The organism is Wolbachia endosymbiont (group A) of Campoletis raptor (genome assembly GCF_964026755.1).
GTDB lineage: Bacteria > Pseudomonadota > Alphaproteobacteria > Rickettsiales > Anaplasmataceae > Wolbachia > Wolbachia pipientis.
The window spans coordinates 689,848-702,451 of the sequence record NZ_OZ034695.1; the positions used below are offsets into that span (position 1 = coordinate 689,848).

At 33.8% G+C, this 12,604-nt stretch carries 19 protein-coding genes, 1 tRNA gene and 2 pseudogenes; 11 read left to right on the top strand and 11 right to left on the bottom strand.

The genetic code is table 11. The features are described 5' to 3' along the window. Positions 1-115 precede the first annotated feature (115 nt). A complete protein-coding gene (locus AAGD74_RS03505) occupies positions 116-1,720 on the top strand; it encodes a hypothetical protein (RefSeq protein WP_341810760.1) in 1,605 nt (534 codons plus the stop codon). 51 nt (positions 1,721-1,771) lie between these two features. On the opposite strand, the gene AAGD74_RS03510 is transcribed toward AAGD74_RS03505, so the two are convergent. The 3 genes from AAGD74_RS03510 to ccmC are packed head-to-tail and all read right to left on the bottom strand — an operon-like array spanning position 1,772 to position 2,907. Continuing rightward, positions 1,772-1,954 carry a GNAT family N-acetyltransferase gene (locus AAGD74_RS03510; RefSeq protein ID WP_265040332.1) on the bottom strand — a complete coding sequence of 61 codons (183 nt, stop codon included), beginning with the start codon at positions 1,952-1,954 and terminating at the stop codon, positions 1,772-1,774. 3 nt (positions 1,955-1,957) lie between these two features. After that, positions 1,958-2,188 carry a GNAT family N-acetyltransferase gene (locus tag AAGD74_RS03515; RefSeq protein WP_341810761.1) on the bottom strand — a complete coding sequence of 77 codons (231 nt, stop codon included), beginning with the start codon at positions 2,186-2,188 and terminating at the stop codon, positions 1,958-1,960. 8 nt (positions 2,189-2,196) lie between these two features. Beyond that, positions 2,197-2,907 (bottom strand): heme ABC transporter permease CcmC, encoded by a 711-nt coding sequence (gene ccmC / locus AAGD74_RS03520; protein ID WP_006279633.1) that lies wholly within the window; start codon positions 2,905-2,907, stop codon positions 2,197-2,199. Positions 2,908-3,057: 150 nt separating this feature from the next. Between ccmC and AAGD74_RS03525 the strand changes: the two genes are divergently transcribed. The 7 genes from AAGD74_RS03525 to AAGD74_RS07290 all read left to right on the top strand — a co-directional run bounded on the left by AAGD74_RS03525 (position 3,058) and on the right by AAGD74_RS07290 (position 5,560). Continuing rightward, positions 3,058-3,888 (top strand): pyruvate, water dikinase regulatory protein, encoded by an 831-nt coding sequence (locus AAGD74_RS03525; RefSeq protein ID WP_341810762.1) that lies wholly within the window; start codon positions 3,058-3,060, stop codon positions 3,886-3,888. 49 nt (positions 3,889-3,937) lie between these two features. Continuing rightward, the gene (gene ykgO, locus AAGD74_RS03530; RefSeq protein ID WP_006279631.1) at positions 3,938-4,066 is read left to right on the top strand and encodes a type B 50S ribosomal protein L36; all 129 of its coding nucleotides are present in this window, start codon (positions 3,938-3,940) and stop codon (positions 4,064-4,066) included. A 49-nt stretch (positions 4,067-4,115) separates the two neighbouring features. Then, positions 4,116-4,430 (top strand): FtsB family cell division protein, encoded by a 315-nt coding sequence (locus AAGD74_RS03535; protein ID WP_006279630.1) that lies wholly within the window; start codon positions 4,116-4,118, stop codon positions 4,428-4,430. Between the two features lie 79 nt (positions 4,431-4,509). Beyond that, positions 4,510-4,794 carry a transposase gene (locus AAGD74_RS03540; protein WP_041573518.1) on the top strand — a complete coding sequence of 95 codons (285 nt, stop codon included), beginning with the start codon at positions 4,510-4,512 and terminating at the stop codon, positions 4,792-4,794. A 96-nt stretch (positions 4,795-4,890) separates the two neighbouring features. Then, on the top strand, positions 4,891-5,238 hold the full coding sequence (locus AAGD74_RS03545) for an IS3 family transposase (RefSeq protein WP_082246251.1): 348 nt from the start codon (positions 4,891-4,893) through the stop codon (positions 5,236-5,238). A 3-nt stretch (positions 5,239-5,241) separates the two neighbouring features. Continuing rightward, positions 5,242-5,406, top strand: coding sequence for a DDE-type integrase/transposase/recombinase (locus AAGD74_RS03550; protein WP_264705526.1), 165 nt, complete (start codon positions 5,242-5,244; stop codon positions 5,404-5,406). Further along, positions 5,396-5,560, top strand: a complete 165-nt coding sequence (locus AAGD74_RS07290) for an IS3 family transposase (RefSeq protein ID WP_081600772.1) — start codon at positions 5,396-5,398, stop codon at positions 5,558-5,560. Before AAGD74_RS03550 ends, AAGD74_RS07290 begins: the two co-directional genes overlap by 11 nt. 24 nt (positions 5,561-5,584) lie before the next feature. Here the strand turns inward: AAGD74_RS07290 and AAGD74_RS03555 are convergent. The 3 genes and pseudogenes from AAGD74_RS03555 to AAGD74_RS03565 all read right to left on the bottom strand — a co-directional run. Next, a protein-coding gene (locus AAGD74_RS03555; RefSeq protein ID WP_338482219.1) for an IS5-like element ISWpi1 family transposase occupies positions 5,585-6,417 on the bottom strand; the annotation gives its coding sequence in 2 pieces (ribosomal slippage) (positions 5,585-6,048 and positions 6,048-6,417; 834 coding nt in all). 71 nt (positions 6,418-6,488) lie between these two features. Continuing rightward, positions 6,489-7,500 (bottom strand): IS630 family transposase gene (locus AAGD74_RS03560; RefSeq protein WP_265029767.1). Its coding sequence is split into 2 segments (ribosomal slippage): positions 6,489-7,037 and positions 7,039-7,500, totalling 1,011 coding nucleotides; the frame shifts between segments, so codons are not numbered across the junction. 109 nt (positions 7,501-7,609) lie between these two features. Beyond that, positions 7,610-7,774 (bottom strand): annotated as a pseudogene (locus tag AAGD74_RS03565) (transposase); the annotation flags it as partial. A 48-nt stretch (positions 7,775-7,822) separates the two neighbouring features. Here AAGD74_RS03565 and AAGD74_RS03570 point away from each other — a divergent pair. After that, a complete protein-coding gene (locus AAGD74_RS03570) occupies positions 7,823-8,773 on the top strand; it encodes an IS481 family transposase (RefSeq protein ID WP_338482200.1) in 951 nt (316 codons plus the stop codon). A 67-nt stretch (positions 8,774-8,840) separates the two neighbouring features. On the opposite strand, the pseudogene AAGD74_RS03575 reads toward AAGD74_RS03570, so the two are convergent. From AAGD74_RS03575 to AAGD74_RS03585, 3 genes and pseudogenes are all read right to left on the bottom strand, one after another. Then, a pseudogene (locus AAGD74_RS03575) lies at positions 8,841-9,048 on the bottom strand (IS4 family transposase); the annotation flags it as partial. A gap of 221 nt (positions 9,049-9,269) precedes the next feature. Next, positions 9,270-10,133, bottom strand: a complete 864-nt coding sequence (locus AAGD74_RS03580; protein ID WP_410529908.1) for a gamma-glutamyl-gamma-aminobutyrate hydrolase family protein — start codon at positions 10,131-10,133, stop codon at positions 9,270-9,272. A 218-nt stretch (positions 10,134-10,351) separates the two neighbouring features. Then, a tRNA-Phe gene (locus AAGD74_RS03585) sits at positions 10,352-10,424 on the bottom strand. Between the two features lie 79 nt (positions 10,425-10,503). Between AAGD74_RS03585 and coaD the strand changes: the two genes are divergently transcribed. Both coaD and AAGD74_RS03595 read left to right on the top strand, forming a co-directional pair. Then, a complete protein-coding gene (gene coaD / locus AAGD74_RS03590; protein ID WP_006279325.1) occupies positions 10,504-11,010 on the top strand; it encodes a pantetheine-phosphate adenylyltransferase in 507 nt (168 codons plus the stop codon). A 68-nt stretch (positions 11,011-11,078) separates the two neighbouring features. Then, a complete protein-coding gene (locus AAGD74_RS03595) occupies positions 11,079-11,270 on the top strand; it encodes a zinc-finger domain-containing protein (RefSeq protein ID WP_006279326.1) in 192 nt (63 codons plus the stop codon). Positions 11,271-11,286: 16 nt separating this feature from the next. Here the strand turns inward: AAGD74_RS03595 and AAGD74_RS03600 are convergent, their stop codons facing one another. Both AAGD74_RS03600 and uppS read right to left on the bottom strand, forming a co-directional pair. Continuing rightward, positions 11,287-11,913: a phosphatidate cytidylyltransferase gene (locus AAGD74_RS03600; RefSeq protein WP_077188153.1), complete on the bottom strand. Its 627-nt coding sequence runs from the start codon at positions 11,911-11,913 to the stop codon at positions 11,287-11,289. Further along, complete coding sequence (gene uppS, locus AAGD74_RS03605; protein WP_006279327.1) at positions 11,903-12,598, bottom strand: polyprenyl diphosphate synthase; 696 nt, start codon at positions 12,596-12,598, stop codon at positions 11,903-11,905. The genes AAGD74_RS03600 and uppS overlap by 11 nt, the downstream gene beginning before the upstream one ends. Positions 12,599-12,604: the final 6 nt, after the last annotated feature.

Genomic DNA, 12,604 nt, shown 5'->3' on the forward strand with positions numbered 1-12,604 from the left:
GCCTTTCCTACACCTCTTAAATAAAGAAATATACTGTCGATTTTCTTAATATATTACCAAATTATTCATCATTATATGATATAACTTACAGCATATTTGCAGTAAGGTGTTATTTATGAAAGAGACAAAAGGAAAAAATAATAAGAGTCCAGTAGTTAGATTAAAGGCCACAGCTAAAGAGTTCAATTTTAGTAAATTAAGAGCAGATCAAGATAATAAATTAGCGAATTCCGGTGAAACAATGTTCTTAGATTTTCAAAGGATGAATTTTATTATTAACGGAAAAGAAATAGATAAAAATCTTATTATTGCATTTAAGGAAGGAGCTAAGCACCGCAGAAGCGAACTTTTTAATAGTGATGATATATATAATGACGAAATATTTAACAAAAAAGGAACAAGAGAAATAGATACGGATCGTGGCAAAGCTTTTGTTGCTTCAGTACTCGAAGATATTGAGAAAGAGCTTGTAAGTGACGCATTGGGTGAGCTGTGGAAAAATCACTGCGAAGATCCCAAAACTACTGATCATCAAAAAACTGATTCATATAAGAAAGAATTTGAAGAATTTTACAATGCTGGCCAAAGGTATATCCATCTATTACCAACAGAGAAAGATGAAAACAAGGATTACCGTTCCTTTGCAAAAGAAGTTTTCAAAAAAATGTTCAGATACGCTGGGGCAGAAGTTCCAAGTGATGCTATTTTAGAAGAGCTAGTTACCAATTGTAATCAAGCAGGGTATGAGGCTGCTCCATTTATACAAACCCAACTTGCACTTGGACAGTCGTTCATAGTAGAAAATCCTAAAAAAGTAATAAACATTGATTGTGCTAACCAAAATAATGTGAGAATTAGATCTGATATGAGGCTACCAATACTCTCTGTTAAAAATCAAGTTATGCATGGCGATAAGATATGTAATCTGTCTAGTTCATTGGAATTTACAATTGAATCTCACAATGGTGAAGACTTTGTAACATACAGAGATGGTAAATTGTCACTTACTATTCCTAAAGAGTTAAAAAATTATAAAGATAATGGCAAGAGCTTGTTTGACATTATTAAAGAATATTTTCAGAAATTCTGTGCAAAATTAGGATTTAAACCTGAGACAAAAATACAAATAGAGCATGGCTTCGGTGCTCAAAGTAACTATTTAGATGGTACAATATCAACCACAGGATCAGATGCAAATGAAGAATTTATCAATCTTTTAAGCGAAAATCTCAGAGAGAGGTTATTGGGGTCAGGAGTTGCTCTAGAAGATGAAGATGTTGATGATATTGTTGAAGTCAGAGTATCTACCGTTATAGATCTATTGAGTGATTATGCTAAATTGGAAGATAATAAAGAACACAGAGAGTTATTAATAAGTAAAGTAGCAGATAATTTAGGACTTTCCACTCAAGATAAAACAGCACCAGAAGTATTGATGGAATTAGGCTCTTTACCTTCTTTGATAAAAGGTCAGGCTAATCATAATCAAGTGCAGTCTGTTGTAAATACTTTTATTAAGTTAATTATTGAAGGGAAAAGCGAAGTATACAAAAAAGGAGGTGCGATTAATGCAATTGATGCAATTCATAAGGAGATAGATAAGGCAATTGTTGAGCAAGAAAAAAAAGCAACCAACAAACAAGATATAGAAAATGATAAATGGACAGATAGAATCAAAAAACAGAATTATTCTGCGGAATCACATGAACATTTACCTTAAAGATATTAGTAGGCTCTTTAAATATTTTAGAGTTCATGGTTACAACGGTTGCTATTTTACAGTGCATCTCACAACACTTTCTTCAAAAATATACATGTTAACATACCCTGGACGTACAAGATCACACTTATACCCAAGCTTTTCATAAAATACTTTCGCTTTTTGAAAATTCATGGTTGCAACGGTTGCTATTTTACAGTGCATCTCACGACCATAATCATGAACTTCTTCCATTAGCTACTTTCCCATACCTTTTCTTCTATAATCAGAATGTACCCAAAGCAAGTCAGTGTAAATTGAACCATAGATAACAAAACCGCTACAACCTGCAATAATTTGTTCAGTATCATCGCGAATAAAAAAAGCAAATGGGTTACACGTACCTTTATCAACGGTTTCTTCATTAATCTTTTTGAGTAGGAATTCAATGTCTTTGCTACTTGGTGATGTGGTGTGTTCTATTTTCATCTCTCGGCCTAATACCGCATACTGATTTCTCTCTTTATCTTATATAAATTAATTAAGTAAAGTGAATACAGTATCCACACTACTAAAAAAAATGTGGCACAAAACATAAACATTGCAACCAGTGGCAACAGCAGGGAACTTTCTATTGCTATTCCACCTTTTCTCAAAATGCTTGCTGGCTGATGGAGAGTGGACCATAAATTCACGGAAAATTTTACTATAGGAATATTTATAGCACTAAAGATGGCAAATACTGCTGCTGATTTTTCTGCCCTCGCTTCATTATCAAAAGCGCTCCACAATGAAAGGTAGCCAACATATAGGAAAAGTAAAATCAGCATTGAAGTAAGCCTTGCATCCCATACCCACCAAGTGCCCCAGGTTCCTTTTCCCCAGATGCTGCCTGTGATTAAGCATATTGCCGAAAAGATTGTCCCTGCAGGAGCAGCAGCATGTGCCAAGACACTAGCAATGCTATTGTTCCATACCAATGAAATGAAACTGAGTGATGCAATTAATCCATATATTCCAAGAGCAAGCCATGCAGAAGGCACATGAATGTACATGATTCGTACAATTTCTCCTTGTTTATAATCTTCTGGAGAGAAGAATAACGCCAAAGACATTCCAATTAAAAAACATGCGAAACAAATAACCCCAAGCCAAGGTAGAGCTTTCTTAGAAAAATAAGAGAAATTTGTAGGCTTTAATAAAAACATTCGTTTTGAGAATAATTGTGTTAAGAATTTACCAATTAGTTTGAGTTTTATCAACAGGATAGTTTTTCTATATTTACGTAGGTCAACAAATTAGCATAATTTCAGTAGCAGATTGCTAGCCATTATTTTTAGTATAACACTATATAAAACATGACCATTAAAAAGCTTAATCTACACTTAGTATCAGATTCAAGTGGTGAAACTGTTATATCAGTTGCAAAATCAGCTCTGAAACACTTTCGTTCTATAGAAACGATCGAATATGTTTGGTCTTTTGTGAAAAAAGAGGAGCAGATTGACAAAATTCTGGAGGAAATTAATAGGAAAAGTGATGAGCATAATTTTGTTATATGCACTATTACTGATGATGAGCTAAGAAAATATTTAAAAGATAACTGTATAAAGTTGAAAATTCCCTATAGAGCAATATTATCACATATTATTAGAGAAATTTCGTCCTATCTTAAAATTGAAAAAGACGAAAAGCTTGACTTGCATACTGAGATAAATAACGAATATTTTCAGCGCATTGAGGCAATAAACTACACTATTAATCATGATGATGGACAAAATATTCAAGATATTGATAAAGCAGATATAATTTTGGTTGGAGTTTCACGTACATCAAAATCTCCCACCAGTACGTATTTAGCTTACCGAGGCTATAAAGTTGCAAATATTCCTTTTGTTAGTGGAGTACCCTTTTATGTTGACTTGGCAAAATTAAAAAATAAACTAGCGGTAGGGGTAACAATAGACGTAAGTAGGCTAATAGAAATACGCAAAAATAGACTTACTTCAATTAACAACGAAGATAATAATATATATGCTAACCCTGAGAAAGTAGAAAAGGAAATTAAAGAAGCAGAGGAGCTCTTTAAACAGAATAACTGGCCAATTATCGATGTCACGCAAAAGTCGATCGAAGAAGTATCAGCAACAATTATACAATATTTTAATAAAATGTTATCAATTGACTAACTCTTGATAAGTGATTATAATGTAAAGTAATTTAATTCTTACTATAGATATGAAAGTCAAAGGGTCGCTAAAATCTCATCGTAACAGAGATAAAAATTGTAAAGTTGTGAAAAGGGGTGGTAAGATTTACATTATAAATAAGGTAAAGCCAAGGTGTAAAGCGCGTCAAGGTTCTTAGCTTTTTGTTCACCTTTTCATGTTATATATTTTTTATATGTGAAAGTACGGTGCTTATATCTAAAAAGAAGCAAAAATTACTGTGTTTAAGCGTAACCTTACTCATTTCTTCTCTTACATTATATTTCAGCATTAGCACAATTACAGGTAAACGTGGCTTATTGACGTTAATCGATTTAAAAAAAGAAATCGAGTACAATGAACTTTTGCTAAAGGATGTCTCTTCTGAAAAGGAAAAGTTGGACAACAAAGTATTTGGCTTATATGAAAAAAGCTTAGATTTAGATCTGCTTGATGAGCAAGCAAAAAATGCTTTAGGTTATGTGAACCCTAATGAACTTATGGTTGTTCTTGACGTGGAATAGCAGTAGTGACCTTACCCAGAAAAAGTGGAGAGAAAGAAAAGAGTTTTTTTGGGTAAAATAAAATTTTGGAGGATTAGAAATGGTAAGAGAATATACAGCAGAATTCAAATTGGAAGCTGTTAAACTGGCAAATGAACAAAGAAAGGTAGGTCAACCAGTTGCAAAAGTAGCAAGAGATCTAGGAATAAGGGATAGTGTATTAGGAAAATGGATGAAGAAATATAACGAAAAAAAGTCAGCGGCAAATGCATTTCCAGATGTAGCACCTTATGACAAAGAGAGATTTGATTTACAGAAAGAGTTAGCAAAAGTAACAAGAGAAAGAGACATTTTAAAAAAAGCCCTGGCCAGTCAAAAAGAGTAAAATATTTTTTTATAAAAGAGCATAGTAACTGCTATAAAGTACAGGAATTATGTAGGATTTTCTGCTAGTGGCTACTATAAGTGGACCACAAGAAAAATAAGCAGTAGAGAATCAGCAAATAAAGAGCTACTCGAAGCTATTCAAAAAATATATCAAGTTTCTAAATGTAGATATGGAGCTCCTAAAATTCATGCTGAATTGAAGGCTTTGGGTAAAAGTTGCAATTTGAAAACGGTGCAAAGTATTATGCAGAAAAATGACATCAGGGCTATACTGAGAAGAAAGTTTAAAATTAAAAAACAACAAACAGATAATAGAGCTGTAGCTCCCAATATACTAGATCAAAACTTTATTGTTGATCAACCAAATAAAGTATGGGATTACTTACATCAAAACCAAGGAGGGATGGCTATATTTGGCAGCAATAATTCTCACGTATGGTAGTTAATGAGTAGTGCAATAAATAAACAATTGGTTATGAACTCTTTATTAATGGCCATTAATAGGCGTAAACCTGTTAAAAATCTACTGCTGCACAGTGACCAAGGTTCACAATATACTGCGCAAGGGTATCAATATCTCTTATCCATAAAAAACATAGATGAGTCATAAAGGTTGTTGTTACGACAATTCTGTTGTGGAAAGCTTCTTCAGTTCTCTAAAAAGGGAGTTACCAATAGACACCTCTCGGCACTCTAAACAGCATATCAAAACTGCTATATTTGAATATATAGAAATTTTTTATAACAAACAACGTCACTATTAAGAGGTTGTCCGGAAACAAGTAAATTCAAGCATATTCCCTCTTTAACATAACCCTACTCATAGCTAGGTATATGAAATTCTCAGTGGATGTTGTGAGTAAATCATACTCCTTCGATAGCCTTCTATTCCTATTAACCCAAGCAAAAGTCCTTTCTACAACCCATCTTCTTGGCTGTACTTTAAACCCTTGTTCTCTTGTTGGTAGTAGCTCAGGTGGCGTATCTTTGTGCACCCAAAATCTACATGGAGGCCTTGTAACAATTTCAATATCTATGTCATATTCTTCCTTTGTGTGATTCTTTAAATTTCTTCCTTGGTATCCCATGTCAGCCCACATTTTTTTAACTTTAGTATATTTTGTTCTCATATTGTTTAATGCTATTTTAATACCATCTCTATCATTTTCGTTAGCAGCGCCTACGTAACAACCTAGTATAAAACCCTGAGTGTCTGTAATTATATGCCTTTTTCTACCCTTTACTTTTTTACTTCCATCATAGCCTTTGATCCCCCCTTTTCTGTAGTCTTTACAGATTGACTATCTACTATACAGGCACTCGGCTGCTCATTCCTTCCTATTTTTCTTCTACTATATTTTGTAATTTCATAATTCATTTTCTCAAAAATTCCCTGCTTCTTCCATTGCCTGAACTGCTCATACACAGTCTTCCATAGCGGAAAATCATTTGGTAAATACCGCCATTGACACCCTGTACGCAATACATAGAAAATTGCTTCTAATATTTCTCTTTTGCTATACTTTGGCGGCCTTCCTCCTTTCTTGTATGATACTCTGAAGTGTTTTTCTATTCTTGCCCATTCCCTTTCGCTTAGATCTGTTGGATACTTTTTTCTCATCTTTACCCCGTACTAAAATTTCAGATATTATAGCCTTTTACTTGTTTCCGGACAACCTCTAATACCAATTCTCATTGTTGTCCAGTCAAATAGGAAACATTGCAGAGTTGTTTAATTGTGGAGCTGGCAAGAGAAGTAATAAATTTGCACAAAGCACCCTCAAGTAGAGCAATTGTATCGTATATTTTATTGCGCAAAATGTTCTGTTTTATATATAACCAAAGCCTCTCAACAGGATTTAGCTCAGGTGAGTATGGAGGTAGGTATATAATGTCGATATTTTTAGGTACCTTTAAATTTTTTGACCTATGCCAACTAGCACAGTCCATAACGAGAAAAGCCTCTCGTGTTTCTAGATATTGCGAAATTTGCTCAAGAAATATGTTCATGCAATCAGTGTTGACATTTGGTGCAAATAAGCTAGAACTCTCTCCATTTCTAGGATTAACTGCACTATAGAGATAGAAATTTTGCCTACCTAATTTTGTTTTAACCTGTGTTCTAATCCCCTTTTTAAACCACCCATGTCCAACTTTTGAATGTGTGCCAAACCGTGATTCATCAAAGAAAAATAGCTCTTTTTCTGGATACTTGCTAATAGCTCCATTGAGATTTTTTTTTGAATTCCTCTTGTTTGCTTTTATCTTGTCCATTATGAACTGGTCTTGGTGTAATATATGAGAATTTCATCTTTTGCATATGGCGGTGTACTGTAGATTTGCTGATATTTAATCCGAACTTTTCCTGGATTCTTATTCTCATTTCTTTAATGGTGATATTAGGATTTTCTTCTATCCACTCTTCAATTTGCTGTAGTTGAGCCTGATTTAATTTAGTTTTTCTACGACGTTGTGAAGGAGCAAACAGTTTTTCTTCTCTGCCAATTTTCAAGAGTTTTACCCACGAAGTTAGTGCGCTTCTTGAAATGCAATATATTTTTGCTACAGCCGTTATACTGTACTTTTTTGCTGCAATTACAGCATTTAGTTTTTTTGAAACATATGCATTATTCCTTACTTTCTTCAGCATTTCTTTTGCTGATTCTACTACTTTTTCATCCAATAATTTTGATCTTAATGCCATTTAAACCTCGCTATTTTACTTACTTCAGTATGGCTTTTCTTCCATCATTGTCCATCTGTTTGCCCTGTAATGGGAATTGGTATAAGAGGTTGTCCGGAAACTAGTAAATTCAAGCATATTCCCTCTTTAACATAACCCTACTCATAGCTAGGTATATGAAATTCTCAGTGGATGTTGTGAGTAAATCATACTCCTTCGATAGCCTTCTATTCCTATTAACCCAAGCAAAAGTCCTTTCTACAACCCATCTTCTTGGCTGTACTTTAAACTGTATGGTCCCAGAGAGTGATGGTATACTATCATCATCATTTAAGGAGTCATTATGGGACAGATATTACATGGGTGCGCCAAAACAACACAGACGATTCGTAGAGCAATACAAAATAGAAAAGAGAGCATAGCAAAACTCTCCAAGCATTATAACCTTAATCCAAAAACTATTATTAAGTGGAGAAAACGTTCATTTACGAAAGATGCTGATATGGGTCCAAAGCATCCAAGATCAACTGTTTTAACGCTAGAAGAGGAAGCTATAATAGTTACATTTCGCAAGTATACACTACTGCCACTAGATGATTGCCTTTACGCTCTGCAGTCTACAATTCCGCATTTGACTCGCTCTAGCTTGCATCGTTGTTTACAAAGACACAACATTAGCAGATTACCAACTGTTGATGGAGAAGTTAAGTCAAAAAAGAAATTCAAACAATATCCTATCGGTTACTTTCATATTGATATTGCTGAAGTTAGAACTGAGGAGGGCAAATTACATTTGTTTGTTGCTATTGATAGGACATCCAAATTTACCTATGTTGAGTTGTGTAACAGTGCTACAAAACCCATAGCTGCTGAGTTCTTACGTAATTTGATTAGAATTTTACCGTATAAAATCCATACTATTTTGACAGATAACGGTATACAATTTACAAACCAGAAGCGTCATAAGTATGCTTTCCAACATATATTTGATAGAGTTTGCGAAGAGAATGTTATTGAACATCGTTTGACAAAAGTTAGCCATCCTTGGACGAATGGGCAAGTCGAGCGTATGAATAAAACTTTAAAGGATGCTACAGTTAAGAAGTATTACTATCAATCGCACCAGCAACTTAAAGAACACCTTTATAACTTTGTTATGGCTTATAATTATGCAAAGAGACTCAAAACTCTTAAGGGTCTTACTCCTTATGAATTTATATGTTATCAGTGGACACAGTCTCCAGAATTATTTATACTAAATCCACACCATCACACTCTGGGACCATACATCTAACTATTGCATTCCTGAGCATTTTGATTCATCATTCTCTTTGTGAAAAACATTCCAAACTTTCTCTCCACTTTTTCTGGGTAAGGTCACATGTCAATGGCTCCATAAGTTCACATTCTATTCCCAAACTTTTTTTAACTAACTTTAAAATCATAGAAAATACTGTCGAAAAAGGAAGTTTTCTTGTTCGTGTAAAACTCAACACAATGGATTTTCTGAAAAGTTTTCGAGTATATTGCATTTTTAATTTGTAAGATAAGATCTTTTCCTTTTTGCATGCCTCACCTAAAAAAGACACATTTTAAACTTTTTTGTTGCAATAAAATAGAAACAAAAGTGCTGTCCCTTGCACTCTTTGGATAATTTAATGATAAAAAATTTGGAGAGAAATTTTATACACTATCGCTGATATTTTTCCTTAAGTTGACGCCATTGCCTGAACGGATACATGACAAATCTATCGTTTATCAAATCGTCGGTAAGCCTAAAGCTATAGCCATTAAGCACGATAAAGAAAATCATTCATAATCGCTATAGCAACTAGTGTAGACACTTGACGTTCCTTGTGATTTGATAAATAGAGGTTTTTATCTGACTTCACAACAAGGGCTTCTGGATGACTTTGAAAGTGAACATTACCATGCTTATCTTCAATAGCCTCTATTACCCCCTCACTGGAAAATGCTGCAACTTTATATCCAAGTGACTCCAATTTTCTTCTATTTTCTGGTGTATTACTTACTGCTCCTGAATGAGCATCTGGAAAATATGTTGAAAACCAGCCATTTTCATTAGGTATTAGGAATTTGGCTACTACTTCTGCTAAACGACTATTTGGAACGATCTTTATCTGCTGGAGAGGTACATCCTCTTTCTGTGGATTAGGTGCTGATTTTAAATGAGATCTTCGTTTCTCTTCATCACTAACAACACTCACTACTTCAATTCCCTTTGCATTCATTATGCCTTCACATATGCCAAGCAAATGAATTACAGGGTTATCATCCACTATTTTTACAATTGCTTCAGTAACAAGCTGGCGACAAGGAGTGGGTGCTGAGTGTAAATTATCCGGAATAAATATTCTATTTATTTTGTGCTCTTTAACAAACTTTGCAACTTCAACTTTTATTCGGTCTAATGTTAGCTTCTTTGCCAATGTTTCATCTTGTTTTGCAAAGATAAGCGACTTTTCTTGGATTTCTTTTAAGTTAATTATTTTATTGTAATCAATGAGTACGTTTTTAACTCCAAAGTTATTAAACATCTCGTAGATATTTTGAGATAGCCCAAGCTCATGTGCTTCTTCCGTTTTCAACAAACCAACAACTATGTCATTATTTACTGTATTTTCTGCCGTCAAGACAGTTGACGCTGGTTCTTCTTTTCTGGTTACATGTTGAGATGCCGGTTTTTCACTAACGCCAGCATAAGTAATATTGCTTAATAATAGAACTATAATTAATAAGATATTAAATAGTTTATTATAATATTTATATACCATGACTTGCCTCCCTAATATTTATATTACGATATAGAGTATTTTATAACAAAAAGGCAAGTTCGCCAAGAAAGAGAAGGTGGCCTGAGCAGGAATCGAACCAGCGACACAAGGATTTTCAGTCCTTTGCTCTACCAACTGAGCTATCAGGCCAACTGTATACTTTTATTTTTAGATAAAAAATGTTATTATGTCTATCAAAAGTTTTTCAAGTAGTTTATAAAAATAAAGGATGAACATTAATGACAAAATAGGAATCTACCCTGGCACATTTGACCCTATAACTTTTGGGCATCTTGACATAATCAAAAGAGCGTGTAAACTGGTCGATAAATTAATAATAGGGGTTGCAGAAAACGTTAATAAGCATACTGCCTTTGACACAAAGCTACGCACAAGCATGGCTGAAAATGAAATTAAAGGACTAGGAATTGATGCAGATGTTATATCTTTTAATGGGTTGCTAGTGAAGTTTGCCAAAGAGCAGAATGCTTCTGTTATTATTAGGGGATTAAGAGCAGTATCGGATTTTGATTACGAGTTTCAAATGAGCTGGGTAAATTATAAACTTCTTCCTGAAATCGAAACCATATTTCTTCCTGCTTCTGAAGATACTCAATTTATCTCATCAAGCTTTGTAAAGGAAATAGCAAGATTAGGAGAAGATGTTAGCAAATTTGTATCAAAAGGTGTTCAAAACGAATTGATTAACCTGAATAGGATAAAAAATGGAGAATAGTGCTTGTTGTTTTTTATTTCTGAATGGGTATATTCAATATATAAAATGTTATAAGCTAAAGGAGCAGCATGTCAAAAGTGAGGGTTAATAATAGAAAAGTTTGTTGTCATGGTGATGAGAATGATGAGGGTTCCGGCCATCCATTAATATATTTAGATATGGGAGAAGAAGAGGAAATAGCCTGCCCTTATTGTGAAAAGACGTTTGTCCATGACTGCACTGTAGAAGCGGTTGGGGAGCTGACTAGGGATGAGCTCTAATGGCACTTCTGCAGACTTAGCTTATGTAAATAGCAATAAGAGGGGCAGTAAAAATGAAACTGTCCATACGGTCGAGCACTCCCCCATGGCCAGGTATCATATTTCCACTATCTTTAACACCGTAAGCTCTTTTAACAAGCGACTCAGTGAAATCGCCAAGTTGCGCTAGAATAGCAATTGCAAGGCCAATGATTGGAGAATAAAAAATTGAAAATAGACCAAAAAATATTGATCCAAAAATTGTGCACACTACTCCAGCTAAAATCGCACCAAGAAGTCCTGCCCAAGTTTTTCCAGGGCTAAGAATTGGGCAAATTTTAGCTCCACCAAAATTCTTACCAAATAGGTAGGCAGTAACGTCAATTCCCCAAATGGTTAAGACGAACCATACTAATGCGTATTTTCCTTGTGGTAGATTATATAAATATATTAATGAGGCGCTTGGTAGTGCAATCAATAATAATGCAAAAACGTATAAAATTTTATTTCCTTGGGTTAGATTATACCATTCAAAAGAAGATAAAACTGCTATTGAAAAAATCAATAGGTAAAACGATAAATCACTGAAATATGTAGCAAAGGAAAATATGAATAATATTACTATTGAGGACAACATTCTAATTATAAAATTATTATCTACCATATTTTTTCTCTCTTTTTGTATAATCTTCTAATGCTTTACTCAAATCTTGACAAGAAAAATCAGGCCATAAAGTATCACAAAAATACAATTCAGCATAAGCTGCTTGCCATAATAAAAAGTTGCTTAACCTTTTTTCGCCACCAGTGCGAATTAATAAATCCAATTTTGGCAAATCTTTAGTATATAGAAATTTTTCAAATTCCTCTTCTGATACATAAGCAATATTTTCTTTTATAATATTGCTTATAGCTTGTGTAATTTCTTGCTTTGCTCCGTAACTGACTGCCACAGTGAGTAATAAACCATCGTTCTTATGTGTCATTTCTTCTGCTTTTTTAATTTGATCCAATATTTTACTGGGTAACAGACTTAAATTGCCAATAAAATTCAACTTAATGTTACAATTGTAAATGAAATTGACTTTATCTTCATTAGTTAAAACGGAGTAAAATAAATCAAATAGACAGTCAGTTTCGTTTTTAGGTCTAAGCCAATTCTCCATAGAGAATGCATACAAAGTTAAGTAGGGTATAGTTAAGTCCGTACAATACTTGGCAATATCGTATGCAACTTCACTGCCCTTTTTATAACCATCAATTTTTACTCTTCCTTGATTGTTTGCCCATCTACCATTACCATCCATAATAATTGCTAAATGTTTCGGTAAAGATTCTTGATTCAACATTTAAAT